Consider the following 24,830-nt stretch of genomic DNA (forward strand, 5'->3'; position numbering starts at 1 on the left):
CGACGAGTGGGAGGAGATGATGGCCACCGAGCACCCCCTCGGGCGCATAGCCCGGCTGTCCGCCCAATCGACCTGAACCGACAGACCGATTCGACAGCGTCACAATCGGGAAGCTAAGCAGGGGCTGTGCAGCTAACCGCCTATCACGCCAAGTATTTGGCCCATAACCTGACGAAGCAGGCACCTCCCGGCGCGGCTGATCAGCTATCAATGTCGCTGTTCGATGCTTCGGTCGACCTCAACCCGCACCAGATCGAGGCGGCGATGTTCGCGCTTCAGTCGCCGATCGCGGAAGGCGCCATCCTTGCCGATGAGGTGGGGCTCGGCAAAACGATCGAGGCCGGGATCGTGCTCTGCCAGAAGTGGGCCGAACGGAAGCGCCGGCTTCTCATCATCTGCCCGGCCTCGATCCGAAAGCAATGGGCGACGGAGCTGGCTGAGAAGTTCAACTTGCCCGCCGTCGTCATCGACGCGAAAACGCATCGCGACCTGAAGCGAGCCGGTCAGCCATGGCCGCTCGATCAGAAGGCCGTGGTGATCCTGTCCTACCATTATGCGGCGCGGCTCCAGGACGAGCTTCGGCCGATGGCCTGGGACCTCGTCGTGATCGACGAAGCGCACAAGCTCCGCAACGCCTACCGCCCGAGCAATCGTATTGGCCAGGCGCTCCGGTGGGCGACGGAAGGCCGCAAGAAGCTCTTGCTGACCGCCACCCCGCTTCAGAACAGCCTTATGGAGCTCTACGGCCTGTCGAGCTTTATCGACGAAAACATCTTCGGCGATCCGAACGCGTTTCGGTCGAAATATATCAATACCGGGGGCGATCTCGATGGTCTCCGCCTGCGCCTGGCCGACTTCTGCAAGCGCACCCTGCGCAAGCAGGTTCTCGAATATGTCCGTTATACCGAGCGAAAGGCGATCACTCAGCCGTTCCGGCCCAGCGATGTCGAGCAATCCCTTTACGACGCCATATCCCGCCTGCTGCAGCGGGAGGAAAGCTATGCCATTCCGTCGCGCCAGCGCCACCTGACCATTCTGATTCTGCGGAAACTCCTTGCGTCATCGTCCTATGCGATTGCCGGCACTCTCGGCACGCTGCGCGCGCGGCTCGTCGACCTGCGGGACGGAATCGAGCAGGATGATCACTGGACCGACGCCATCATCGACGCCGAGGAGATTGAGGAAGATTTGCTAGATGAATGGCTGTCGGACGAGGATGCCGATAGCATTCCCGACCTTGTTGAACCTGCCCGCCTTCGGTCGGAAATCGACGAGCTGGCGAAGCTCGCGGACATGGCCAACTCCATCGAGGTCGACACGAAAACGACGGCGCTCCTGCAGGCGCTGGACGTGGGATTCGCCGAACAATCGCGGATGGGCGCGCCCAGAAAGGCGCTGATCTTCACCGAGTCCCGGCGCACCCAGGACTATCTACGCCGATATCTCGAAACCCACGGCTATGCCGACCGCGTCGTCACCTTCAGCGGCACAAATTCCGGGGAGCAGGTTCAGGCGATCTACCAGGCTTGGGTGCAGGCGAATCTCGACACCGGCCACGTCACGGGATCGAAGGCGATCGATGTGCGGGCGGCGCTAATCGATCATTTCCGGGATCATGCCGACATCATGATCGCGACCGAGGCGGCTGCCGAGGGAGTCAATCTCCAATTCTGTTCGATGGTCATCAACTATGACCTCCCATGGAACCCGCAGCGCATCGAGCAACGCATCGGCCGCTGTCATCGCTATGGCCAGAAGCACGACGTCATCGTCATCAACTTTCTGAACGAGCGGAACGAGGCGGACCAACGCATCCACGCCCTCCTTCGCGACAAGTTCAACCTCTTCAGCGGCGTTTTCGGCGCCTCGGACGAGGTCTTGGGCTCGATCGAATCCGGCGTCGACTTCGAGAAGCGGATCCTCGCCATCTATCAGGATTGTCGCACGCCCAAGGAGATCGATGCCGCCTTCGACGCGCTACAGGCAGAGCTGGACGAGCAAATCCGGTCCCGGATGGAGGAGACGCGCCGCGCCTTGCTCGAGAATTTCGACGAGGACGTGCATGCGCGCCTCCGCCTGAGGCTTGAAGATACCAAGGCCCAGCTCGACCGTGTCGGCCGCCAGTTCTGGGACGTCACTCGGTTCATCCTCCAGGATTCCGCGGCGTTCGACGATGCGGAGCTTGCGTTCGACCTGGCCCAGCCACCAGCACCCGGGATCGCGCGCGGGCGCTACCACCTGATCTCAAGGAGCGCCGATCAGCCGAGCGCCGCCACCAACGACCATGGCTACTTCCTTTATCGTCTGTCCCATCCGCTGGGTGAGCACGTGCTTGATGCCGCCAAGTCCGGCTCGACGCCCGCCGCCGAGCTGCTGTTCGACGTCACATCGCACCCCGGCCGGAACGCGGTCGTGGAGGCTTTGAAGGGACGAAGCGGCTGGCTTACGCTCAGGCGGCTCACGGTCACATCGTTCGAAACCGAGGATTATCTGCTCTTCTCCGGAGTCAAAGACGGCGGTCGGTCACTCGATCAGGAGACGTGCGAACGGCTGTTCGGCGTCGCGGCCGCGGTCCGACCGTTGGGTGGCGTGTCAGCAGAAGCAGCGGAGCGCATCGAGGCCGAAGCGGCGCAGGCGCAGAAGGCTGCCCTCAACCGCTCACTAGAAGCCAACAACAAGCATTTCGCCATCGCGCGCGAGCGTCTGGAGCAATGGGCCGAGGACAAGGTGTATGCGGTCGAGCGGGCGCTGAAGGACACCAAGGAGCAGATCAAGGCGCTCCGTCGCGAAGCGCGATCGGCGGCGACGCTGGAGGAGGAGCACGACGCGCAGGCGCGACTGGTCGAGCTCGAGCGAAAGCAGCGGAAGCAGCGCCAGGAAATCTTCGCGGTCGAGGACGAGATCGCGGACCGCCGGGACCAGCTGATCGCCGGGCTCCAAAAGCGGATGCAGCGCGGCCAGACGGCCGAAACCCTGTTCACGATCCGCTGGTCGGTCGTGTAGGCAGGCCCTTCAGGGGAAGGGCTTTGATTCTGCATGAGTAAGTATGACGACCTCGTCGCGAAGCTGCGCGAGATTTTTCAGATTGACCGGCCGGAACTCGATTTCGGCATCTACCGGATCCTGAACGCCCGCGCGGACGAGATCAACGACTATCTCTCCAGCCGACTGAAGGAGCGTGTTGCCGAGGCGCTCGCCGAGGGCGCGGCGGCGAATACGGGGCAGCTGCAACGGGATCTGGATGAGGCGGTCAAGGCCGCGACCGCGCTCGGCATGAGCCCGGATGATGCGCCCAGGGTCAAGGAGCTGCGGGCCGCCCTCGCCGCGTCCTCGGCGGGCGCGTCCGAACATGAGAATGCCGTCTTCTCGCACCTCCTCACCTTCTTCTCGCGCTATTACGACAAGGGCGATTTCATCAGCCAGCGCCGCTACAAGGGGGACACCTACGCGATCCCCTATTCCGGCGAGGAGGTGGTCCTCCACTGGGCGAACCGCGACCAATATTACACCAAGAGCGGCGAGGCGTTCAGCAACTATAGCTTCAAGGTGCAGGACGGCCGGCGTGTCCATTTCCGGCTGGTCGCCGCCGACACCGCCAAGGACAACCGCAAGGACAATGACAAGGAGCGTCGCTTCGCGCTCACCGCGGCTCGTACGGTCACGCGGATAGACGAAGAGGGCGAGGCATATGAGGAGGCGATTGTCCCGGTGTCCGAGGAGGACGGTGACCTCATCGTCCGCTTCGAATATCGCGCGATGCCCAAGGGAACGAAACAGGAGAGCCTGGTCGACGCCGCGGTCGAGGCGGTGCTCGCGGACGAGGCGGTCAAGGCGCGTTGGCTGGCGCTCGCCGAGCGGGCACCCACCGACAAGAAGCCCCAGCGCACACTCCTCGAGAAGCACCTGACCACCTACACCCAGAATAACACGGCCGATTATTTCATTCACAAGGATCTGGGCGGCTTCCTCGGCCGCGAGCTGGATTTCTACATCAAGAATGAGGTGATGAACCTCGACGACGTGCAGAATGCGGAGAGCTTCGGCGCGATCGAGAAGCAGCTGCGCATGATCCAGTGCCTGCGCGCCATTGCGCTCGACCTGATCGCCTTTCTGGCAACCGTCGAAGATTTCCAGAAGAAGCTGTGGCTCAAGAAGAAGTTCGTCGTTTCGGCCCATTACTGCATGACGCTCGATCGGGTGCCGGAGGCGCTCTATCCGGCAATCGCTGCGAACCCGGCGCAATGGGCTGAATGGCACGCGCTCGGCCTGCGCCACGATGGCGATCCCGGCTCGGTGGACGAGCTGAAGTCGAACCCTTTCTTCATGGTGGACACCGCCCTCTTCGAACCTTCCTTCCGGGCCGCCTTGCTGAAGGCGATCCCGGACATCGATTCGAATACGGACGGGCTGCTCGTCCACGGCGACAATTTTCAGGCTTTGCGCCTGCTCGGCGAGCGCTTTCGGGAGCAGGTCAAGGCGATCTACCTCGATCCCCCCTACAATGCCACGACCAGCGAGATTCTGTACAAGAACGGATACAAGCACAGCTCCTGGGCGAGCTTGATGGACAACCGCATCGGCCCGGCCCGCCGGCTGATGCAACCAACCGGCGTCCTGACCATCGCCATCGACGAGAACGAGCGCGACCGACTCGGCCTCATCCTGGAAATGAATTTCCCGGCGCATGAGATCACCAGCGTGAGCGTGATCCACAACCCGCGCGGCATCCAGGGCAGCGGCTTTTCAGTCACCAACGAATTCGCCTATTTCGTGCACAGTCCGGGGCACCCTCTCGGCTTGCGATCGCTCGAGTCCGCCAAGTCAAAGCCGCTGATGAAGACCGGGGGGGAGTCGGCCCGCTCCACGGCCAAGAATTGCTTCTATCCGATCATCGTTAGGGGCTCGGAAGTGGTCGCCTTCGGCGACGTGCCCTCGGACGATTGGCATCCGGCCGGCGCCGTCATCGAACGGGATGACGGTACCAGCGAGGTTTGGCCAATCTCGTCCTCCGACGGGATGGAACGGAAATGGCGCTATGCCCGCCAGTCCGTGGAGGCCGTCCTCCAGGGCCTCGAAGTTCGCAGGGGAAGGAGCGGCGAACCCGTCATCAACCTCGCCAAGGCGAAGGAATCGTACAGAACCGTCTGGAGCGATGCGGAGTTCAATGCCGCCGAATATGGCAGCACCCTACTCAAGAACATGATTCCGGATGCTGCATTCTCGTACCCGAAGTCTCTGCATACGGTCCGCCATTCCTTGATTGTCTCCGGCTTGGGACCCAGCGATACCGCCTTGGACTACTTTGCCGGATCCGGAACGACGGGCCATGCAGTGATCGAGCTCAACAGAGAAGATGAAGGTAGACGCAAATATATCCTTGTTGAGCAGGGAGACTATCTCGATACCGTGCTCCGCCCTCGTCTCCAGAAGGTGGTTTTTTCACCTCAGTGGCAAGATGGAAGGCCAACGGCGCCCGGGCTGGGCCTCGGCCATGCGTTCAAAACCATCAGGATGGAGAGTTACGAAGACACGCTCAACAACCTGCTCATGAAGCGAACCCTGGAGCAGGGAGCATTGCTCGAGCGGATCAGCGAGACGGCTCGGGACGATTATCTGTTTCATTATATGCTCGACATCGAAACTCGAGACTCGCTTCTTAACGTGCAGGACTTTCGAAAGCCGTTCGATTACAGGCTCAATATCGCGACCGATAGCGCCGGAGCTTACCGCGACGTCACGATCGATCTCGTTGAAACCTTCAACTATCTGATCGGGCTCTCCGTCAAACACATCGACATGCAATATGACCAGGGATTCGTGACTGTCGAGGGCACTCTGCCCACGGGCGAGAAAACCCTCGTCCTGTGGCGGGACGCGGACGTGCTCGACTATGAAGCCCTCAGCCGGCTATGCGACAAGCTCGCCATCAACCCCGGCGACAGCGAATATGACGTCGTCTATATCAACGGCGATCACAATATCCCGACGGTAAGCACGTCTTCGGAGAAGGAAGGCGAAGTCACCAGGACGCTGCGCCTCCGCCAGATCGAGCCGGAATTCCTGGAGCGCATGTTCGCCTCAGGAGCGGCGTAAGCCAAGTCGCCAGGAGACATACTTCATGGACGGGATCGTTGGACCGGACTTCGCGGACCTCGAGAAGCTGGACTTTTCCGGGGATAGAAACGTGATCGCCACCGCTTTCTACTCGCCGTCGGCCCTGCAGAAGATTTCGGTAACGGCGCAGCGCCTCGACCTGATGGTCAGGCTTGACCTGGACTCGAGCCAGGAGTGGCAGCGGGGAATGATCGATCCGCCCGGCCTTTCGGCTTTCATCAAGCGGCACGAGGATGCCGGGATCGACACCCACCTGTGGGTGCACCGGATCGCCCACGCCAAGGCCTATGTCGGCCGAAACACGTGCCTGTTCGGCTCCGCCAACCTGACGGTGCGAGGCTTTTCGGGTGTCGGTCATGAGTTGTTGTGGCGGGCGCGCGGTGCCAGGCACCGCACCGATATGCTCGCCACGCTCGACGACTATACGATCAAGTTCGCGAAGCTCACCCGCGCCGGGCTCGACGCCTATATCGGCCTGCATCAGGATGCGGTGAACGCTTATCGCAAAGCCAATCCAGGGAAGTACAGGAGGTTCAACGAAGACAGGGTGGAAAGCGGGTCGCCCCGAGCAGCCCGCTATGGCGATTACGATGCTTTCAAGGCCTGGCTCGCAGCCCGGCCGGAACCCGCCGCTGCCGAGACGTTGGCGCGCGCTAACGGGAAAGGCGGATTGAGTGGCCACATACGGGCCAATTTCTTCGGACTCAGACAATGGATGTTGTTCAACCCGGACATCAAGCGTTACGGACGGCGCCAGAACCCCGACACCTACAGGCTGCTCAGGCACTCGCGCGAGACGGGGCTTCTGCGCGACTTCGTCTTGAACAATGCGGCGGATGAACCCGGCTTCTCGCTGAGCACCTGGAAGGGCTATCTGCCGATCGAGCACGGAGGCCGTCGCGACAAGTATGGCGGGACGATCGGCAACCTGCACAGGATGATACCGCTCCTGTCCCGCTATCTGCCTTAGGATTATGAACATGGCCCCCACAGCCGGGAAGATCGCGTCGTCGACGCGAGTCGAGGCAAACCACCTCATTGAGCGAACCGCCTGATGGCTAAGCCCGCGCGCCCGCGGCGCACCTTCCATCAGGAACTGGTCCTCAACCGCTGGATGCTCGGCTTCTTCAAGGGCGGCTCGCTTGCCGCGCTAAAGGAGCGGCTGTGGGAGGAGCGCCACGAGGGAATCGGCGAGGACGGCCAGACCAGATTCTTCCACGAGCTGGTGCGCGACCTGTTCCAGGCGAACCGGATCGGCGACGCGGAGCTGAGGCGCTACGATCTTAACATCGTCGGCCATTGGCAGGCGATCACGCAGCGGCGCAACGCCGCGGACGGCGCGGTTCTGACGATGAAATATTTCCAGTACCTGTCGCTGCTGTTCTCGGAAATCTACCTCGACTGGTACTTCAATCGGCGGCAGGAGCTGCTGTACGGCCTCAACGAGGCGATGGCGGCATACCGCCAGGAGGCGGGCGCCGAGAGGTTCCGCGACTATACGGCCGACGACCTCAACAAGATTGCCTTCTGGAGCGCGACCGGAAGCGGCAAGACGTTGCTGCTCCACATCAACATCCGCCAGTATCTGCACTATTTCCAAGCCGGCAATCGGGGCGCGTGGCCTGACAAGATCATCCTACTAACGCCCAACGAGGGGCTGTCGCGCCAGCATCTGGAAGAGCTCGCGCTATCGGGTTTCTCGTTCCACCGCCTCTTCGACAAGAACCGCGCGCCAGATTTCCCGGGAACGATCGAAGTGATCGACATCAACAAGCTGGGCGACGAGATGGGTGACAAGACCGTCGCGGTCGACGCCTTCGAGGGAGACAATCTCGTCTTGGTCGACGAGGGCCATCGCGGCGCCGGAAGCGCCGGCGGCGCCTGGATGGCGCGGCGCGGGGCGCTGGTCAGCAAAGGCTTTGCCTTCGAATATTCGGCAACGTTCAGCCAGGCCGTCCGCAAGGGCCGCACCATCGAGGAAGCCGAGAACGAGATCCTGAAGGCGAAGGCGAAAAAGTGGTTCGGAACGACGAGCCTGAGGACCCTCACCGACGCTGAGCGGACGCACATTGCGCTCGCCTCCTCCGAGAAGCGCCGGGCCAAGACCGACGCGGTGCGGGAGAATTACGCCAAGGCGATCCTGTTCGATTACAGCTACAAATTCTTCTATGCCGACGGTTACGGCAAGGAATCGCTGATCCTCAATCTCGACGACCGGCGCTATGCGACGGATCTCGGCCTCTACTTTACCGCCTGTCTCCTGAGCTTCTACCAACAGCTATGGCTGTGGGAGCGCCACGGCGATGCTATCGCCGATTTCAACATCGAGAAGCCGCTCTGGGTATTCGTCGGCAACACCGTCAACGGGGAAGACAGCGACATCCTGACGGTCCTTCGCTTCCTCGCGGATTTCCTGAACGACGACCGCCGGGCCCATGCGTGGATCGCTGACCTGATCGCCGACCGGGCGCGTCTGCTCGATCCGCGCGGGCAGGACATTTTCGCCGGCCGTTTCACGCCGCTCATGGGGAGGGCTGCGGACGAGGTCTATGCCGATATCCTGGCACGGCTGTTCAATTCGGCGAGCCGACAGCGCCTGAAGCTCGTCAACTTGAAGAACAGCAAGGGCGAGCTCGCCCTGCGCGTCGGCACAGCCGATCCCTTCGGGCTCATCAGCATCGGTGACGACAGCGGCTTCTTCAAGATGGCGGAGGAGGATGCCGCCTTTGACGCTGAGGCGGACGATTTCGGCTCCGGGCTATTCCACACGATCAACGACAAGGACAGCAAGCTCAACATCCTGATCGGCTCGCGCAAGTTCACTGAAGGCTGGTCGAGCTGGCGCGTGTCGACGATGGGTTTGCTCAACATGGGCCAGGGCGAGGGTTCCCAGATCATCCAGCTTTTCGGCCGCGGCGTGCGCCTCAAGGGTCGCGGTATGTCGCTAAAGCGGTCGCTCCAGCACGAAAGGCCAAAGGGCGCGTTCCTGGATCGTCTCGAAACGCTCAATATATTCGGCGTCCGCGCCAACTACATGGCCACCTTCAAGGATTATCTCCGTGAGGAAGGGATCACGCCGAGCGACGAGATCATCCAGCTCGACTTCCCGACCCGGCCGAACCTGCCACAGGGCAAGCGCCTGAAAACCTTGAAGCTCAAGGACGGCTACAAGGACAATCAGAAGCTCGGCTTCAAACGCGTCCATTTCCCCTGGCTCTACCAGACGCCCGCCGAGTTCGAAGGCAAGATCAAGCCGGCCCACGTCACGCTGGACCTCTATCCCCGCGTCGAGGCGATCAATACGCTCGACAAAGGCGCAGCCAAGGTCGCGCCTGAAGCGCGTCACCAAGGGAAGCTAGATCCGGCGGTGATGGCGATGTTCGACTGGGACGCCCTGTATCTCGCCGTTCAGGAATACAAGTTGCTGAAGAGCTGGAGTAATTTGCGGCTCGATCGCCAGCGCCTTATCGATTTCTGCACCGGCCGCGACGATTGGTACACTCTCTATATCCCCGAGGCGGAGCTTGCGCTCGACGGCTTCGCGGCGGTCGAGCGGCAGCAAGCGATCCTGATTCGCCTGCTGACCGACTTCACCGACCGTTTCTATCAGTCGCTCAAGGCGGGCTACGAGGGCCAGTTCTTCGAGGTGGCCACCGTCGACGAGCAGCATGGGTCAATGCTCAAGCTGTACGAGTTCGAGATCGATGCGAGCGACGAGGGCGACGTCTATCTGCGGAAGCTGGAGGAGCTGAAAGCGATCGTCGCTTCAGGCGATCTGGGCCAAGCCAGCCGGTGGAACGCCAACCACATGGTGGCGATCAGCTTCGGCGCCCATCTCTACTACCCGCTGATGGGCATCGAAGAGGGGAAGGAGGTCCCGCTCCGGATGCGCCCAATCGCGTTCGAGGCGCCCAGCGAGATCCAGTTCGTCCGTGATCTGCAGGCCTACCATCAATCCGATGCTGGCCGGGTGGCGATTGGCATTCGGAGCCTCTATTTGCTCCGGAACGCCGACACCAAGGCCAAAGGGTTGGGTTTTGCAACCGCCGGCAATTTCTACCCGGATTTTCTGCTCTGGCTGGTCGACGACATCACCGGCCAGCAGTGGCTCAGCCTTGTCGATCCGAAGGGAATCAGGAACCTGGACCTCAGCGACCCGAAGCTGGCGCTTCCGATGGAGATGAAGAGGATCGAAGAGAAGCTGAACGATCCTCAGCTCACGCTAAACGCATTCATCCTCTCCGCGACCAAATACGGTGATCTTCTGAACGCGGCTGCGGGCGCTACCCAAGCCGATCTTGAGGCTCGCAACGTGCTTTTCATGGACTCCGGCCGAGATGCCTATCTGGGAAAGCTGGTCGCCGGCATGAGCGTCGCAAACAAATAACAGGGCTCGCTTCTCGGCAGTGAGCCCATCCAATCCGTCGCAGTAGGTGTTGGTAGACCCTGCGGCGAGCGCGACCAATGCGCTCGCCGCGAGGTTCTATCACGCGATCGGCAGAATTATCCTCGCGGGCCTTACCGAGCTGGTGACCACCGGGATCTTGTTGACCGCTTCGAGGAGAACGCTGAGCCGGCTCGCTTTCGAATAGCGGCCGGCCGTCTCGCTCTCGAGCGTGTGGCCGAGAAGATCGGCGCGGACCTCCTCGTTTATGCCCGCGGCCTTCAGCTCATCGGCGACCGTGTGGCGGATGCCGTGGAGCGTGAGGTCATCGGGCTTCTCCTCAAGGCAGGCCAGGATCTTCATCCAGCCGAGCCGGTAATAGGAATCGCCCATGTTGCGGGTGTCGCGGACCAGCTCCGGGAAGAGCAGCTTCTGCCGCGCCGTGCCACCGCCGCGACGAAGTCGATGAAGCCGAGCCGCACCAACTCGTCGGCGACCGGGATCCAGCGGCGCGAGCTGGCATTCTTCAGCCGACCGGCGTCGGTGACATCGACGTCGAAATACCAGATGCCGTCCTCACTGCGGGCAATGTCGGTCACCTGGAGCTTGCAGGCTTCCTCGCGGCGCATGCCGGAATACCAGATGATCGGCAGCACCCAGTAGAGGCTGTCATGATAGACATCGCGGCCGGGCTTCAGGCGGTGCCGCTTGTTGGCGCACCCATGCCAGGGCGGGAGCCGGAAGATCTTTCGCGCGACCGACACGGGAAAGGCATCGCGCTGTTCTCGGGCGCTTCGGCCGTCCTCAAATGCGAACTCGCTCCAGTCGAGCGCCTGGATCGCCGGATTTTGCTTGCGCGCCCATTCATGCGCCATCTTCAGGAAGCGGAAGTGCCGGTTGAGCGTCGGCACGTTGAGACCAAGCGCCGACTTCTCGAGCCGACCCTTGCGGATCTCCGCCTTAGCCTCGGCGCAGATCTCCTCCAGCGTCATCGGACCGTGGCGCGGCGTTTTATGATGGTTCGGCGGCAGCCCATCAAAATGCTTCATGAGCTGGCGGAGGTCTTCATTCGAAAGCGCCACGAACGGCTTTGGTCCCATGCTCTTCTGCAGGAGGCGCATAGCCGTCTCGAACTGCGACCTCGTCTTGTCCGTCCACTTCGCCTCACGCTTGCCGGTCTCCGATGCAACGAGCTTCGGATTGTCATTGATGAACTTCTGGGCGGCTTGCTCCGCCGTGAGCGACGCCCAGGCGGGATCGATGGTCGGTGCCGTCGGCGCGACCGTCGTCGGCTGAATGACCGCGGCAGGCGCGGCGGGCCTAACCGTCGCCTGCCCCACCGGCGCGGCGAGCAGGCTCTCGAATCGTCGGTCGGGGTCGCTCAGCCGGCGCCGATATTCCTGGACGGCGGCGAGCCTCGCCTCGAAGCGCAGACGCATCGCTTGATCCATGTGGAAGATGTCGGTCTCGATCTGCTCGTTCTCGAGCGCCTCGGCCGTCTCATCGAGGCTCTGGTGCCAGATGGCGCTGAGCCGCGACACCTGCTGGTGAGCCAGCATCGCCACGTCGCGATCCAGATGCGGCACACGTTCGGTCCACGCCTCGGCGGTCGGCTCGTCGCCGGAACAATTGGTTTCGGCGAGATAGCGATAGACCTCCTCGTGCACGTCGAGGAACGTGTCGAGGTCGCCGAACTCGTAGCCGCGAATGGCGTACTGCTCGCGCTCGTCGTCGAGCGCATCCAGGGCCTTGTTGAATTCGCCCTGGAAGATCCGCGTCGCCGCATCCTTATCGAGAGCGAGCCGGCGGGCCGGCTTGCCGAAGAGGCGCATGTAGAGTTCCTCGAATTTCGCCGTGAGGATCGCCGCCCGATGGCGAGCGGCTTGAGGGCAGGCCGTCCTCAGCGACACCATGGGACGGAAGTGGTTACCGCAGGGCAAACGGCGCGACCGGCGATACCAGTAGATAGCGCCGCGACGCTTCGTGTTGGGGATGGCGGTCATTGATCGATCTCCTTCCCACGGCCGTTGGGTACAGTCCGTGGGTACAGTGACTGGCCCGAGGGCCAGTCTGGGACGGAGAAGTCAGTCCGATCTCAATGACTTAGAGTAGATGTTGGCTGGGGCGGCAGGATTCGAACCTGCGAATGCCGGTACCAAAAACCGGTGCCTTACCACTTGGCGACGCCCCAATGCGCGGGCGGCTTATAGCCGCTCGTTCGCGAAGGTGAAGGGTCTATGAGGCCGCCTTCTGCCTCAGGCCGCGCGGGGGTTGGTGCGCGGACCGCGGTGGCGGCGGTCGGCCTGGCCGAGATCGTCGGGAATGGTCGGGCGGCCGAACAGGAAGCCCTGCAGCTGCCCGCAGCCGAGCGCGGCCATGACCCGCGCCTGCTCGGCGGTCTCGATTCCCTCGGCGGTGACGTCGAGCTCGAGCCCGCGTGCCAGCGTCAGGATCGATTCGACGATCGCCCGCTCGGCCTTGCGCCCGGGCAGCGCCGCGGCGGCGGTGAAGCTGCGGTCGATCTTGAGCTTCGAGAAATGGCCGTGCCCGAGGCAGGCATAGTTGGAATAGCCCATGCCGAAGTCGTCGAGCACCAGCCGGACCCCGATCGCGCACAATTGCTCGAGCGTGGCGCGCGTGGTGCTGTCGTCGGCGAGGAAGATGCTCTCGGTGACCTCGAGCTCGAGCCGCTCGGCCGACAGCCCGCTCTGCCCCAGCGCGTGCATGACGTGGCCGACGAGCAGGGGGCCGGCGGCGAGCTGCGCGCTCGAGACGTTGACCGCGACGCGCGCGCCGTCGCTCCAGGCCGCGGCCTCGCGGCAGGCCTCGCGCAACACCCAGTTGCCGACCTGCCCGATCAGCCCCGCATCCTCGATCACGGGGACGAACAGGTCGGGCGGCACGTCGCCGCGCACGGGATGGGTCCAGCGCAGCAGCGCCTCGCGGGCGATGACGTGATGGTCGGCGGAATCGACGATCGGCTGGTAGGCAAGGCTCAATTGCCCGTCCTTGAGCGCCGAGCGAAGGTCGCTCTCGAGCGCGCGGTTGGCGGCCGCCTGCTCGGCCATCCACGGCGCGTAGAAGTGGAAGCCGCCCCGCCCCGCCCGCTTGGCGCTGTAGAGCGCGAGGTCGGCGCTGCGGGTAAGGGCTTCCTGGGTGAGGCCGTCGACCGGCGCCACCGCGATGCCGATGGTCGCGCCGATGTTGAGCTCGGCCAGCCCGATCCGGTAGGGCGCCGACAGCCGGCGGATCACTTCCTCGGCGAGCTGCGCCAGGTCCTCGCGGCTGTGCAGTCCGGTCAGGACGAGCGCGAATTCGTCGCCGCCGAGCCGCCCGACGCGCGGGCCCGCGGCGACCAGCTTCAATCGCCGCGCGACCTCGCACAGCAGTTCGTCGCCGACCTCGTGGCCGAGCGTGTCGTTGACCAGCTTGAAGCGGTCGAGATCGACCAGCATCAGCGCGCAGCCGCTGCGGTTCGAGCGGCGACGGAGCAGGGCTTCCTCGAGCAGTTCGCGGATCAGCAGGCGGTTGGCGAGGCCGGTCATGAGGTCGTGGCGCGCGACCGTGATGCTGTCGTGCCCGGTGAGGCGTGAGGCGGTGATGTCCGAGCCGACCCCGCGCCAGCCGCGCAGCTGACCCGCCGCGTCGAATTGCGGCTTGCCCGAAAGCGACCACCAGGCGCGCCCGCCGAGCGCGGGAATGGCGACGTCGCGGAACGGCCGGCCGTCGCGCAGCGCGTCGAGGATGGTGCGCATGCCGGTCGAGAGCGAGGAGACCCGGCCCAAGGGATCGAGCATCGCCCGCGCGTCGCGCCCGACGACGTCCGCCGCGCGCTGGCCGAGCGCGTCGGCAAGCCCGCTCGACACGCGGCTGATGGTAAGGTCGGGGCTCAGTTCCCACAGCCACTCGCTGCCCGAGGCGTCGAACTCGCGCAGCAGGGTGATGAGCTCGGCCTTTTCCTGCAGCGCGAGCGTCGCGGCGAGGTGGCCGGTGAACTGCCGCGCGTTCCAGACGATGGCATAAGCCAGGAGCCCGGCGAACAGCGGCAGGAGCAGCGCCACGGTGAGCGGCCCGAGCGCGGTCGCCTTGGTCATGCCCGCGGCGGTGACGGTGCCGACGTAGATGAGCGCCGCCGGGGGAATGGCCGAGAGCGTCACCGACGCCCCGCTCGCCATTCCGAACAGGACGAGGATCACCATGACCTGGTCGTAGGGCGGGACGGTGTCGAACCAGACGAGGACCGGCACCACCCACAAGAGGCTGAGGATGGCGATCGGCGGCAGGATGGTGCGGATGCTCGGCGGGCGCGCGGCGGCATAAGCGGGGTCGCGGCGAAGACGGTAGATGCGCCACATGCGCGCCGCGCAAAAGGCAATGAAGGCGCCGAGCCAGCCGGCAAGCTGGAGGCCGGGCACGTTGCCTTGAAGACAGATGGCAAGGACGAACGCAGCCGAAAGGTTAACGCTGATCGTCAACGGCACGAGGCGGACCAGCGCCTCGACCTGCCCCTGGCGGACCTGGTGACCAACCGCGTCATGCGGGGGCGCGAGAAACAGCAGTTCGGCGAGGCTGATGCGGTCCGGCCGCTCAGCCTCCAGCATGTCCGACGCCCCTGTCACACCCTCCGCCACATCGCTGGTGTACCCCCAAGTCACAAAGGAATCCTAAAGGAAATCTCGGGGCTTGAGGAACTTACATCCGTATCGGACTAATCGAGCGGCTTGCGATACGTCTCGGGCAGCCAGATCGCGCTCACCACGAGGGCCATGGCGACCACTGCCATCGTATACCAGAGCCCGGCATAGGCATCGCCCGTGCGGACCACGATATATTGGCTGATGAAGGGCAGGAAGCCGCCGAAATAGCCCGTACCGATATGATAGGGAACGCTCATCGAGGTGTAGCGGATGCGCGCGGGAAACAGTTCGACCATGATCGCGGCGACCTGCCCGTAGGTCATCGCCGACAGCGCCACCATCACCGCCACCGCGAGGATGATCTTCCAGCGCTGCTTCTGCGCGGGATCGGCCTTGTCCGGATAGCCGGCGGAAGCGAGCGCGGCGACATAGGCCTTTTCGTCGAACCCCTCGACCCGCTGCGTGCCCACCTGCAGCGCCGCGCCCCCGGTGCCGGGTGCGACGTCGGCCTTGGCGTAGCTGATCCCGCGCTTGGCGAGGAAGGCGAGCGCCTTGCCGCAGTCCTGCCCCTGCTTGGGCGCGAAGACCGAATAGTTGCAGTCGGGATCGACCCCCAGCGTCACCGGCGCGCTGGCCGTGGCGCGGGCGAGCGCCGGATTGGCCCCGTCCGCCATCATGTGGAACAGCGGGAACAGGAGGGCGAGGGTCAGCGCGTAGCCGATGAGCAGCAGCCTCTTGCGTCCGACCCGGTCCGAGAGCGCGCCGAAGCCGACATAGAGCGGGGCCGCGATGCATGCGCCCACCGCCATATAGAGCAAGGCCTCGGTCTCCCCGACCCGCGCGGTGCCTTGCAGGAAGTAGAGCGTCCCGAACTGGCTGGTGTAATAGATGACCGTCAGGCCCGCCGCGACGCCGAACAGCGCGACCATCACCCGCTTGACGTTGCCGGGATAGGTCAGGCTGTCCTTGAAGGGGTTGCGGCTGACCGTGCCGGCCGCCTTCATCTCGCGAAACACCGGGCTCTCCTGGAGCTTCATCCGGATGTAGAGCGAGATGGCGAGCATCACGAGGCTGGCGAGGAAGGGGATGCGCCAGCCCCAGGCGTCGAACTGCTCGGGCGTCAGTGCGAAGCGGCAGGCGAGCACCACGAACAGGCACAGGAGAAAGCCGCCGACGACGCTGACCTGGATCCAGCTCGTATACTGGCCGCGCTTGCCCTCGGGCGCATGCTCGGCGACGTAGATCGCCGCCCCGCCATATTCGCCACCGAGCGCGAGGCCCTGGAGGAGGCGCAGGCTCACGAGCAGTGCGGGAGCGAGGATCCCGGCGCTGGCGTAGGTCGGCAGGAAACCGATCGCCGCGGTCGCGCCGCCCATCAGGGTGATGGTGATGAGGAAGGTGTATTTGCGGCCCACCCGGTCGCCGAACCAGCCGAACAGCAGGGCGCCCAGCGGCCGAACGCCAAAGCCCGCGCCGAACGCGGCGAGGCTCGCCAGCGTCGCGGCGGTGGGATTGTCGGCCGGGAAGAACAATCGCCCGAGCAGCGCGGCGAGGATTCCGTAGAGGAAGAAATCGTACCATTCGAACACGGTGCCGAGCGCCGAGGCGGTGATCACCAGCTTGTCGCTGGGCGGCTTGTGTCCTGACGTGTCGGATTGCGCTGCGGCGGTGGCCAAGTTCGTGTTCCTCCCCTTGCGGGGGACGTTAGCCACGTCGCCGCTATCGTCAAATGCTCGTGTCTCGCGAGCCCTTAGGCCAGCCGCCCGTTCACCAGGTCGTCGTAATCCTTGGCCAGCATCTGCTGCATCGGCCCGACCTCGAAGCTCCACGGCCCCGCCGACTGCACGAAGGTCACTTCGGCCGCCGAGCCCGTCAGGAAGAAGCTCTCGAAGCTTTCCAGTTCCTCTGGCCAGATCGCGCGTTCCTGGACTTCGATCCCGCGGCGCTGGGCGAGTTCGATGATCGTCTGGCGGGTGATTCCGTTGAGGAAGCAGTCGGGAGTCGGGGTGTGCAGCACGCCGTCGCGCACGAAGAAGGCGTTGGCGCCGGTCGCCTCGGCCACCTGCCCGCGATAGTCGAACATCAGCGCGTCATCGAAACCGCGATTGTCGGCATGCGCCTTGCTCATCGTCGCGATCATGTAGAGGCCGGCGGCCTTGCTGTGGACCGGCGCGGTGTAGGGCGCGGGACGGCGCCACGGCGCGATGTCGAGGCGGATGCCCTTGGCGGCCTTCTCGGGCGGGAAATATTTGCCCCAAACCCAGGCCGCGATGGCGAGGTGCGGCTTGGTGCCGGCCGGATTGACCCCCATGCTCTCCGACCCGCGCCACGCGACCGGGCGCATGTAGGCGTCGGTGAGGTTGTTGGCCTTCAGGACTTCCTCGCAGGCGGCGTCGATCTCGGCGACGCTCCACGGGATTTCGAAGCCGAGCAGCTCGGCGGAGTTGCGCAGGCGTTGGCTGTGCTGCGACAGCTTGAAGATCTTGCCGCCATAGGCGCGCTGGCCTTCGAACACGCTCGAGGCGTAATGGAGCGCATGCGTCAGGACATGGACGTTCGCCTCGCGCCACGGCACCATCTTGCCGTCGAACCAGATAAAGCCGTCGCGGTCGTCGAAGCTCACAAATCCACCCTTTCGCAATCTCGGCGCGGCTTAGGCGGCGGCGCGCGCCGGCGCAACTTGGGCGCCGCTTACTGGAGCGGTTCGCCGCGGATCTCGGCCGCCATTTCGGCAGACCGCCGCGTGGCGGCGGCGAGCGTCCGGTCGACGAGACCCGGAAGATCGGCGTCGAGGACCTTGAGGCCCGCCTCGGTCGTCCCGTTGGGGCTGGTCACGCGCCGCGCGAGTTCGGCCATCGGCTCGCCGGTCGTCGCGCCCAGCCAGGCCGAGCCGAGCACCGCCTCGCGCGCCGCGGTGAGCGCGAGACCGGGATCGAGGCCCCTGCCCTCGCCCGCCTTGGCGAAGGCGTCGATGAAGCGCGCGACATAGGCCGGGGTCGAGCCCGCGACGAAGCCGATCGCGCCAAATTCTTCCTCGCTGGCGCACCAGGGCGCGAAGCCGAGCATCGAGAACCACGGCTGCAGCTCGGCCTGAAGCGCCTTGTCCTCATGCGCGGGCGTATAGAGCGGGAGCACCCCGCGCCGCACCGCGACGGGCAGGTTCGGCATGACGCGAACGATCGCGCGCGCGCCCGGGAACAGGCGGCCAAGCGTCGCGACGTCGGCGCCGGCAAGCATCGAGACGATCATCGTGTCACGGGTCACCCAGCGCGCGACGTCGGGCGCGAGGGCACGCAATTGCTGCGGCTTGAAGCCGAGGATCAGCCGGTCGGGCGCGCGGTCGATCTCGCCCAATCGCTGGATGGTCCGGATCCCCGGCACCGACCGCCCGCTCGGACGAAGCGCGGTGTAGTCGCCAGGATTCTCGTTCGCGAGGAGCCATCCCGCGACCATCGCCGACCCCATGTTCCCGCAGCCGACGAAGAGATTGTGTGACATTTGAAACCTCGTTCGCCCCGAGCGAAGTCGAAGGGCAGTTGGCGCTGACGTGCTTCGACCTGGCTCAGCACGAGCGATGGGATGTTGTCAGGCCTCTCCGGCCGTTTCGATCAGCGCGGCCGAGATCGCCTCGCTCGGGCTCTTGCCGCCCCACAGGACGAACTGGAACACCGGATAGAAGCGCTCGCACTCCTCGAGCGCCGCCTCGCTCAGCTGCTCGGCCTGCTCGAAGCTCAGCCCCTCGTCGCCACCGTCCATGAGCGCGGCGTAGCGAAAGACGATGAGACCACTGTTCGACCAGAGCTCGAAATGCCCGAGCCAGAGCTGCTCGTTCACAAGCCCAAGCGTCTCGTACATGGCGGCGCGCTTGTCGTCGCCGACCTTGACGTCGGGAAAGGCGAGGAACTGCAGCACCCCGTCGTCGGGGCGCCACACGCCGCGCAGCTCATACTGCGTCCAGCTGCCCGGCGCCGAGGCGACGATCTCGCCGTCGCCCGAACGCTCGCACGCCCAGCCACGGGCTTCGAAATAAGCCTCCAGGACTTCGATCGGGGCGCCGTCGTCCCGCTCGGGAGCCTCGGCTTCGTCGTCACGCGCGGGCAAGCTCACTCCTCGGGCGTCTCGATGCCGGTGGTGCCGGTGGGCGGCGTCTTGACGTCACCGGTCGCGGTCTTGCGCGTGGCCTTGCCGGCCTTGAGCGCGGCGACCTCGGCCTTGAGCGCCTCGATCTCCTCGCGCGCGGTGGCGGCCATCGCCTTCACCGCCTCGAATTCGTCGCGCGACACGAAGTCCATGCCCGCGACCCATTCCTTGGCGCGCTCGCGCATGCCGTCCTGCGCCTCGCGGGTCATGCCGGCGACCGTTCCGGCCGCACCGTTCATGATCTTGACGAGGTCTTCGAAAAAGCGGTTCTGCGATTGCATAACTAACCCCCAGTGATCCCCAGCGGCGCGCGATCGGCGCCGGGATTGAGCTTGCCCGTCTCGTAATTGAGCGTCGTGGCAAGGCACAGCCATGCCAGATAGGGCACCAGCAGCAACGCCGCTACCCTCGAGAGCGGCCAGGCCGCGATAATCAGCGCGGTGACCAGCACATCCATGCCGAGGATGAGGAGGAAGCCCCCGTCGATGAAGCCCGCGCCGAAGAAGGTCGGCGACCAGGCCCAATTGAGGAGGAGCTGCCCGCCGAAGAGCGCCAGCGCGAGGGTCCGCTGCTTCGAGGCGGGACGCGACAGGATCAGCGCCAGCGCAATCCCCATGAAGGTGTAGAGGATCGTCCAGACGACCCCGAAGGCCCAGCCCGGCGGCTGGAAGCTCGGCTTCTTCAAGGGAACGTACCAGCCGTTCGAGAAGCCGCTGTTCGACAGATAGCCGATCGCCGAGCCGGCGACGACGAGCACGGGCACGGTGACCAGCGCGATTTTCCACCAGGGACGGGTCGGCCGGTCGTCGGGACGGCGGCGGCGGTCGAAATTGTCGGCCATCGTGGCCATCAGTCACTCTCCTTTGCGGGCGCCAAGCAAGAACTCGACATTGCCCTCCGGACCGGTGATCGGGCTACGCGTCGTGCCCAGAACACGCCACCCCCGCGATGCGATCCATTGCTCGGCCTCCGCCACCACGCGGGCATGGACCGCCTCGTCGCGCACGACCCCGCCCTTCCCCACCTCGGATCGTCCCGCCTCGAATTGCGGCTTGACCAGCAGGAGGGCGTGACCGCCGGGCGCCACGAAGTCGACCGCCTTCTCCAGCACCTTCGAGAGCGCGATGAAACTCGCGTCACAGACGAGGAGATCGATCGGCTCGGGGATCTGCTCGTCAGTCAGATGCCGGGCATTGGTCTGCTCGAGGACCACCACGCGTTCGTCCTGCCGAAGCTTCCAGGCGAGCTGGTTGGTGCCGACATCGACCGCATAGACCCTGGCCGCGCCCCGGCTGAGCAGCACGTCGGTGAAGCCGCCGGTCGAGGAGCCCACGTCCATGCAGGTCCAGCCCGCCGGATCGATTCCGAAATGGTCGAGCCCGCCCACCAGTTTGAGCCCGCCGCGCGACACCCACGGATGATCCTTGCCGCGCACCTCGAGCGCGGCATCGGCGGCAAGCGTCTCCCCCGCCTTCAGGACCTTACGCTCGCCCACGAAGACGAGCCCCGCCATGATCAACGCCTGCGCCCGGCTCCGGCTCTCGGCGAGCCCCCGGTCGACGAGGGCCTGGTCGACGCGTTGCTTCATTCCGCTTCCGTCGAGGCCACGAGACCCTGCATGAATTCGAGCAGAGTCGGATCGTCGCTGCCGACCCATTGGCCCTTCCAGCGCCGGCCGAATGCCTTCTCGAAGTCGCTTACCATGTCGCTCAGATCGCCCCCGTCGATCCGGAATTCCCCGACGGGTCTGTCGCCGGGGCTCGGGGTCAGGGGTTTGAAGTAGTAAGGCTGCATTTTACGCCAGACAAAGGCAGCGACTGCGCCGTCGACTCCGGCAAGTTCGCATTGATCGATAAAGTCCCGCTGGCTCAGGCAGGAACGTGTCGAGGCCAGCCGCGCTTGCCGGCGCCGCTCCCGAAAGTTGGTCATGACAGTCCATCCGACGAAGAGCGTCAAAGCCGCGCCGGCGAACACCCAACCGTTCAGGCGCTCACCCCCGTCTCGACCCCCACGCTGTTGCGGCGGAGCGCCTTCAGCACGGTGTCGACGATGTGTGGCGCGTTCAGTTTCGCTTCGTCATACTGCTTCTGCGGGCTGTCCTGGTCCTGGAAGGCGTCGGGCAGGCGCATGGTGCGAAGCTTGAGGCCACCGTCGATCAGGCCCTCGTCGCTGGCCATGGTCAGGACGTGCGCGCCGAACCCGCCGACTGCGGCTTCCTCGACCGTCACCGCGACCTCGTGGGTGGTCAGCAGCTTGCGGATCAGCGCCTCGTCGAGCGGTTTGGCGAAGCGGAGGTCCGCGACCGTGGTCGACAGGCCCATGGCCTCCAGCTGCTCGGCGGCCTTTTCGGCTTCCTCGAGGCGGGTCCCGAGCGAGAGGATGGCGACGGTCTTGCCCTCGCGGACGACGCGGCCCTTGCCGATCTCGAGCTTCTCGGGAACTTCGGGGATGGCGAGCCCGCGCCCGTTGCCGCGCGGATAGCGGACCGCGATGGGCCCGCTGTCATGCTGCGCCATGGTATGGACCATGTGCGTCAGCTCGACCTCGTCGGCCGCCGCCATCACCACGAAGTTGGGCAAGGTGCAGAGGTAGGCGAGGTCGAACGAGCCCGCATGCGTCGCGCCGTCGGCGCCGACCAGCCCGGCGCGGTCCATCGCGAAGCGGACGGGCAGGTTCTGGATCGCGACGTCGTGGACCACCTGGTCGTAGGCGCGCTGGAGGAAGGTCGAATAGATGGCGCAGAAAGGCCGATAGCCCTCGGCGGCAAGGCCCGCGGCGAAGGTCACCGCATGCTGCTCGGCGATACCGACGTCGAACATGCGCGTGGGATGCGCCTTCTCGAACAGGTCGAGCCCGGTCCCGCCCGGCATGGCGGCGGTGATGGCGACGATCTTGTCGTCCTCATTGGCCTCGGCGATCAGCGCGTCGGCAAACACCTTCTGATAGGCCGGCGGCCCGCCGCCCGGGCCCTTGTCCTGTTTGCCGGTGACGACGTCGAACTTGACCACGCCGTGATATTTGTCGGCGCTGCTCTCGGCCGGCGCATAGCCCTTGCCCTTCTGCGTCACCGCATGGATGAGCATCGGTCCGTGGTCGCTCTCGCGCACGTTCTCGAGGATCTCGACGAGGCTCAGCACGTCATGGCCGTCGACCGGCCCGACATAATAGAAGCCCAGTTCCTCGAACAGGGTGCCGCCGGTCATCATCCCGCGGGCATATTCCTCGATCCGCTCGGCCGCGTTGCGCATCGGCTTGGGGAGATGCCCCGCAAGGCGCGCCGCAAGCTTGCGCGGGCTGAGATACTTGTTGCTTGATACCAGCCGCGCCAGCGCATTGCGCAGGGAGCCCACCGGCGGCGCGATCGACATGTCGTTGTCGTTGAGGATGACGATCAGCCGGCTGCCCGCCTCGGCCGCATTGTTCATCGCCTCGAAGGCCATGCCCGCGGTCGCCGCGCCGTCGCCGATCACCGCGATCGCGCGCTTGCTGTCGTTCGAAAGCTTCGAGGCGATCGCGAAGCCGATCGCGGCCGAAATGCTGGTCGAGCTGTGCGCCGCGCCGAACGGGTCATATTCGCTCTCGGAGCGCTTGGTGAAGCCTGACAGGCCGCCGCCCATGCGCAAGGTCCGGATGCGGTCGCGGCGGCCGGTGATGACCTTGTGCGGATAGCATTGGTGGCCGACGTCCCAGATCAGCTTGTCGGCGGGCGTGTCGAACACATAGTGGATCGCGACCGTCAGCTCGACCACGCCGAGGCCCGCGCCAAGGTGTCCGCCTGTCACCGAGACCGCGCTGATCACCTCCTGGCGCAGTTCGTCGCACAGTTGCGGAAGCTGGCTCTTGTCGAGTTGTCGGATGTCGGCCGGCGTATGGACCGTGTCGAGGAGCGGGGTCTCGGGACGCGTAGTCATAGGACCCCTGCCCTAAACCCTAAGCGCGCCTAAGTCGAATAGGCTCTTTGTCCGCAACGATTCCGCCCGCGCGCCGCTCGGCGATGAGGAGGTCGATCGCCGCCCGCGCGGCCTCGAACCGCGCCTCGAAATCGCCCTCGATGACGACCGTCGGCGCGCGGGTCAGCTGGAGCACGTCGCGCGCGATGCTGTCGAAGCGCTGGCGGGCGCGCGGCTCGCCATAGACCCGGGTCCCGTCGTCGACGAATGGCACGTCGGCCGCAAGCATGAGATAGAGGTCGGCCTTGCGGTGACACATCAGCTGGTCGGGGACGAAGCCGATCATCATCTGCGACCAGGCCGCGGTCATCAGTGCGTCGGTGTCGGCGATGAGCAACCGGTTGCACCACGGCCGAGCGGCCTCGATCTCGGCCTGCTGGGCGAGGCCGATCAGGGTCAGGTCCTCCTCGCGGCAATCGGTCCCGTGGATCTCGCAATGCGCCCGGCCATATTCGGGGACGAGCACCGTGTCATAATGGTCGGCGAGCCGTGCCGCGAGCGTCGACTTGCCCGTGCTCTCGACCCCGTGGAGGACGACCGAGAGCGAATAATGCGCCCGCGAGGGCTTGGGCAGCCAGTGCCAATGCCCCCACCAGTCGCCGCGCACCGCGGTCGAGGACAGGCCGCCCAGCCCGTGTCGGTCGGCGCCGAGGATCCGCCCGCCCAGCGGCACAAAGAAGGCCGCGAGATGCCGCGCCAGCTCGGCGCCATAAGCCTCGCCCGCGAACACGCGGTCGATCGGCTCAGGATGGTGCTGGCGGACGATGTCGGTCCAGATCTGCCAGAAGCGCGGATGGTCCTCGGGCGCCTGCGGGGCGGCCGGGTCATCGTGCAGCACCACGCGGCATTGGGGGAAGAGCTCGCGCATCCACTCGAGCCGGGTGCGGCCCGCAATCTCGTCGCCCGGCAGCCCGCAGACGAGGATGGTCAATTCGTCGACCAGCGCGGCGGCCGAGCGGATCAGGCTGACATGGCCGGCATGCGGCGGCAGGAACTTGCCGAGGATGAACCCACGTTTCACTTACACAGGGACTTTCTTCTGCCATTCGCGCAGCCCGAGCAGCGCGAGAAGGAGGAACAGGAGGTAGAGCGCAGCGGTAACGGTGAGGCCGCGCGAGAGATAGAGCGGGATGGCGACCAGATCGACCGCGATCCACAGCCACCAGCATTCGACCCGCCGCTTCGACTGGAGCAGTTGCGCCGCGACGCTCGCGATCGCGACCCCGCCGTCGACATGCGGCGCGGCTGCGTCGGTCAGCCGGGCCATGGCGATGCCCCAGGCGAGCGCCAGCGCGGCAATGCCCGCGGCCCAGGCGAGCCGCTGGCGGACGTCCATCCGCTCGACCGCGACATGCGCGTCCTCGGCCCGGTCGGCCCGCGCCCAGGCCCACCAGCCGTAGAGCTGGACCACGAAGAAGAAGATCTGCAGCAGCGCGTCGGAATAGAGCTTCGCTTCGAAGAAGACGAAGAAATAGAGGGCGACCATGGCCAGCCCGAAGGGATAGTTCCACAGGCTCCGGCGGACGACCAGGGTCACGTTGACGACACCGAGCGCCGCCGCAATGGCTTCGAGCAAATTCACCGGAGCGGACTGGTAGACGCGAT

At 65.1% G+C, this 24,830-nt stretch carries 18 protein-coding genes and 1 tRNA gene; 4 read left to right on the forward strand and 15 right to left on the reverse strand.

Going from position 1 to position 24,830, the window contains the following annotated elements:
* Positions 1-126: 126 nt before the first annotated feature.
* The 4 genes from ABD693_RS11620 (at position 127) to ABD693_RS11635 (ending at position 10,501) form a co-directional block, all read left to right on the forward strand.
* Complete coding sequence (locus tag ABD693_RS11620) at positions 127-3,003, forward strand: SNF2-related protein (protein ID WP_344697233.1); 2,877 nt, start codon at positions 127-129, stop codon at positions 3,001-3,003.
* A gap of 33 nt (positions 3,004-3,036) precedes the next feature.
* On the forward strand, positions 3,037-6,093 hold the full coding sequence (locus ABD693_RS11625) for a DNA methyltransferase (RefSeq protein ID WP_344697234.1): 3,057 nt from the start codon (positions 3,037-3,039) through the stop codon (positions 6,091-6,093).
* Positions 6,094-6,118: 25 nt separating this feature from the next.
* On the forward strand, positions 6,119-7,084 hold the full coding sequence (locus ABD693_RS11630) for a hypothetical protein (RefSeq protein ID WP_344697235.1): 966 nt from the start codon (positions 6,119-6,121) through the stop codon (positions 7,082-7,084).
* A gap of 84 nt (positions 7,085-7,168) precedes the next feature.
* On the forward strand, positions 7,169-10,501 hold the full coding sequence (locus tag ABD693_RS11635; RefSeq protein ID WP_344697236.1) for a DEAD/DEAH box helicase family protein: 3,333 nt from the start codon (positions 7,169-7,171) through the stop codon (positions 10,499-10,501).
* Between the two features lie 99 nt (positions 10,502-10,600).
* Here the strand turns inward: ABD693_RS11635 and ABD693_RS11640 are convergent, their stop codons facing one another.
* The 15 genes from ABD693_RS11640 to pnuC all read right to left on the reverse strand — a co-directional run bounded on the left by ABD693_RS11640 (position 10,601) and on the right by pnuC (position 24,807).
* On the reverse strand, positions 10,601-10,891 hold the full coding sequence (locus ABD693_RS11640; RefSeq protein WP_344697237.1) for a site-specific integrase: 291 nt from the start codon (positions 10,889-10,891) through the stop codon (positions 10,601-10,603).
* A complete protein-coding gene (locus ABD693_RS11645; RefSeq protein ID WP_344697238.1) occupies positions 10,858-12,501 on the reverse strand; it encodes a hypothetical protein in 1,644 nt (547 codons plus the stop codon). The genes ABD693_RS11640 and ABD693_RS11645 overlap by 34 nt, the downstream gene beginning before the upstream one ends.
* A 113-nt stretch (positions 12,502-12,614) precedes the next feature.
* Positions 12,615-12,689, reverse strand: a tRNA-Gln gene (locus ABD693_RS11650).
* A gap of 64 nt (positions 12,690-12,753) precedes the next feature.
* Positions 12,754-15,099 (reverse strand): putative bifunctional diguanylate cyclase/phosphodiesterase, encoded by a 2,346-nt coding sequence (locus ABD693_RS11655; RefSeq protein ID WP_344697239.1) that lies wholly within the window; start codon positions 15,097-15,099, stop codon positions 12,754-12,756.
* Between the two features lie 107 nt (positions 15,100-15,206).
* Positions 15,207-16,811, reverse strand: a complete 1,605-nt coding sequence (locus ABD693_RS11660; protein ID WP_344697240.1) for an MFS transporter — start codon at positions 16,809-16,811, stop codon at positions 15,207-15,209.
* A 74-nt stretch (positions 16,812-16,885) separates the two neighbouring features.
* Positions 16,886-17,758 (reverse strand): branched-chain amino acid aminotransferase, encoded by an 873-nt coding sequence (locus ABD693_RS11665; RefSeq protein WP_344697241.1) that lies wholly within the window; start codon positions 17,756-17,758, stop codon positions 16,886-16,888.
* Between the two features lie 68 nt (positions 17,759-17,826).
* Positions 17,827-18,633, reverse strand: a complete 807-nt coding sequence (locus ABD693_RS11670) for a pyrroline-5-carboxylate reductase family protein (RefSeq protein ID WP_344697242.1) — start codon at positions 18,631-18,633, stop codon at positions 17,827-17,829.
* Between the two features lie 87 nt (positions 18,634-18,720).
* Complete coding sequence (locus tag ABD693_RS11675; protein ID WP_344697243.1) at positions 18,721-19,236, reverse strand: type III secretion system chaperone family protein; 516 nt, start codon at positions 19,234-19,236, stop codon at positions 18,721-18,723.
* Between the two features lie 2 nt (positions 19,237-19,238).
* The gene (locus tag ABD693_RS11680; protein ID WP_344697244.1) at positions 19,239-19,556 is read right to left on the reverse strand and encodes an accessory factor UbiK family protein; all 318 of its coding nucleotides are present in this window, start codon (positions 19,554-19,556) and stop codon (positions 19,239-19,241) included.
* A 2-nt stretch (positions 19,557-19,558) separates the two neighbouring features.
* Positions 19,559-20,125 (reverse strand): TspO/MBR family protein, encoded by a 567-nt coding sequence (locus ABD693_RS11685; protein WP_344697245.1) that lies wholly within the window; start codon positions 20,123-20,125, stop codon positions 19,559-19,561.
* Between the two features lie 3 nt (positions 20,126-20,128).
* The gene (locus ABD693_RS11690; protein ID WP_344697246.1) at positions 20,129-20,863 is read right to left on the reverse strand and encodes a TlyA family RNA methyltransferase; all 735 of its coding nucleotides are present in this window, start codon (positions 20,861-20,863) and stop codon (positions 20,129-20,131) included.
* The gene (locus ABD693_RS11695; protein ID WP_344697247.1) at positions 20,860-21,204 is read right to left on the reverse strand and encodes a hypothetical protein; all 345 of its coding nucleotides are present in this window, start codon (positions 21,202-21,204) and stop codon (positions 20,860-20,862) included. The genes ABD693_RS11690 and ABD693_RS11695 overlap by 4 nt, the downstream gene beginning before the upstream one ends.
* A 53-nt stretch (positions 21,205-21,257) precedes the next feature.
* Entirely contained in the window at positions 21,258-23,186 is a 1,929-nt protein-coding gene (gene dxs, locus ABD693_RS11700) for a 1-deoxy-D-xylulose-5-phosphate synthase (protein ID WP_344697248.1), read from the reverse strand.
* 19 nt (positions 23,187-23,205) lie between these two features.
* Positions 23,206-24,246, reverse strand: a complete 1,041-nt coding sequence (locus ABD693_RS11705) for an AAA family ATPase (protein ID WP_344697249.1) — start codon at positions 24,244-24,246, stop codon at positions 23,206-23,208.
* A complete protein-coding gene (gene pnuC, locus ABD693_RS11710; RefSeq protein ID WP_344697250.1) occupies positions 24,247-24,807 on the reverse strand; it encodes a nicotinamide riboside transporter PnuC in 561 nt (186 codons plus the stop codon). It abuts the gene before it with no gap.
* Positions 24,808-24,830: the final 23 nt, after the last annotated feature.

This window comes from Sphingomonas rosea (assembly GCF_039538065.1).
Taxonomy (GTDB): Bacteria; Pseudomonadota; Alphaproteobacteria; order Sphingomonadales; family Sphingomonadaceae; genus Sphingomicrobium; species Sphingomicrobium rosea.

Bases quoted from the DNA above. Each gene is read 5' to 3' on its own strand.
- dxs (WP_344697248.1), bottom strand. From the start codon at position 23,186: ATGACTACGCGTCCCGAGACCCCGCTCCTCGACACGGTCCATACGCCG.
- ABD693_RS11670 (WP_344697242.1), bottom strand. From the start codon at position 18,633: ATGTCACACAATCTCTTCGTCGGCTGCGGGAACATGGGGTCGGCGATG.
- ABD693_RS11630 (WP_344697235.1), top strand. From the start codon at position 6,119: ATGGACGGGATCGTTGGACCGGACTTCGCGGACCTCGAGAAGCTGGAC.
- ABD693_RS11635 (WP_344697236.1), top strand. From the start codon at position 7,169: ATGGCTAAGCCCGCGCGCCCGCGGCGCACCTTCCATCAGGAACTGGTC.
- ABD693_RS11645 (WP_344697238.1), bottom strand. From the start codon at position 12,501: ATGACCGCCATCCCCAACACGAAGCGTCGCGGCGCTATCTACTGGTAT.
- ABD693_RS11655 (WP_344697239.1), bottom strand. From the start codon at position 15,099: ATGCTGGAGGCTGAGCGGCCGGACCGCATCAGCCTCGCCGAACTGCTG.
- ABD693_RS11625 (WP_344697234.1), top strand. From the start codon at position 3,037: ATGAGTAAGTATGACGACCTCGTCGCGAAGCTGCGCGAGATTTTTCAG.
- ABD693_RS11690 (WP_344697246.1), bottom strand. From the start codon at position 20,863: ATGAAGCAACGCGTCGACCAGGCCCTCGTCGACCGGGGGCTCGCCGAG.
- ABD693_RS11680 (WP_344697244.1), bottom strand. From the start codon at position 19,556: ATGCAATCGCAGAACCGCTTTTTCGAAGACCTCGTCAAGATCATGAAC.
- ABD693_RS11640 (WP_344697237.1), bottom strand. From the start codon at position 10,891: ATGGGCGATTCCTATTACCGGCTCGGCTGGATGAAGATCCTGGCCTGC.
- ABD693_RS11685 (WP_344697245.1), bottom strand. From the start codon at position 20,125: ATGGCCACGATGGCCGACAATTTCGACCGCCGCCGCCGTCCCGACGAC.
- ABD693_RS11695 (WP_344697247.1), bottom strand. From the start codon at position 21,204: ATGACCAACTTTCGGGAGCGGCGCCGGCAAGCGCGGCTGGCCTCGACA.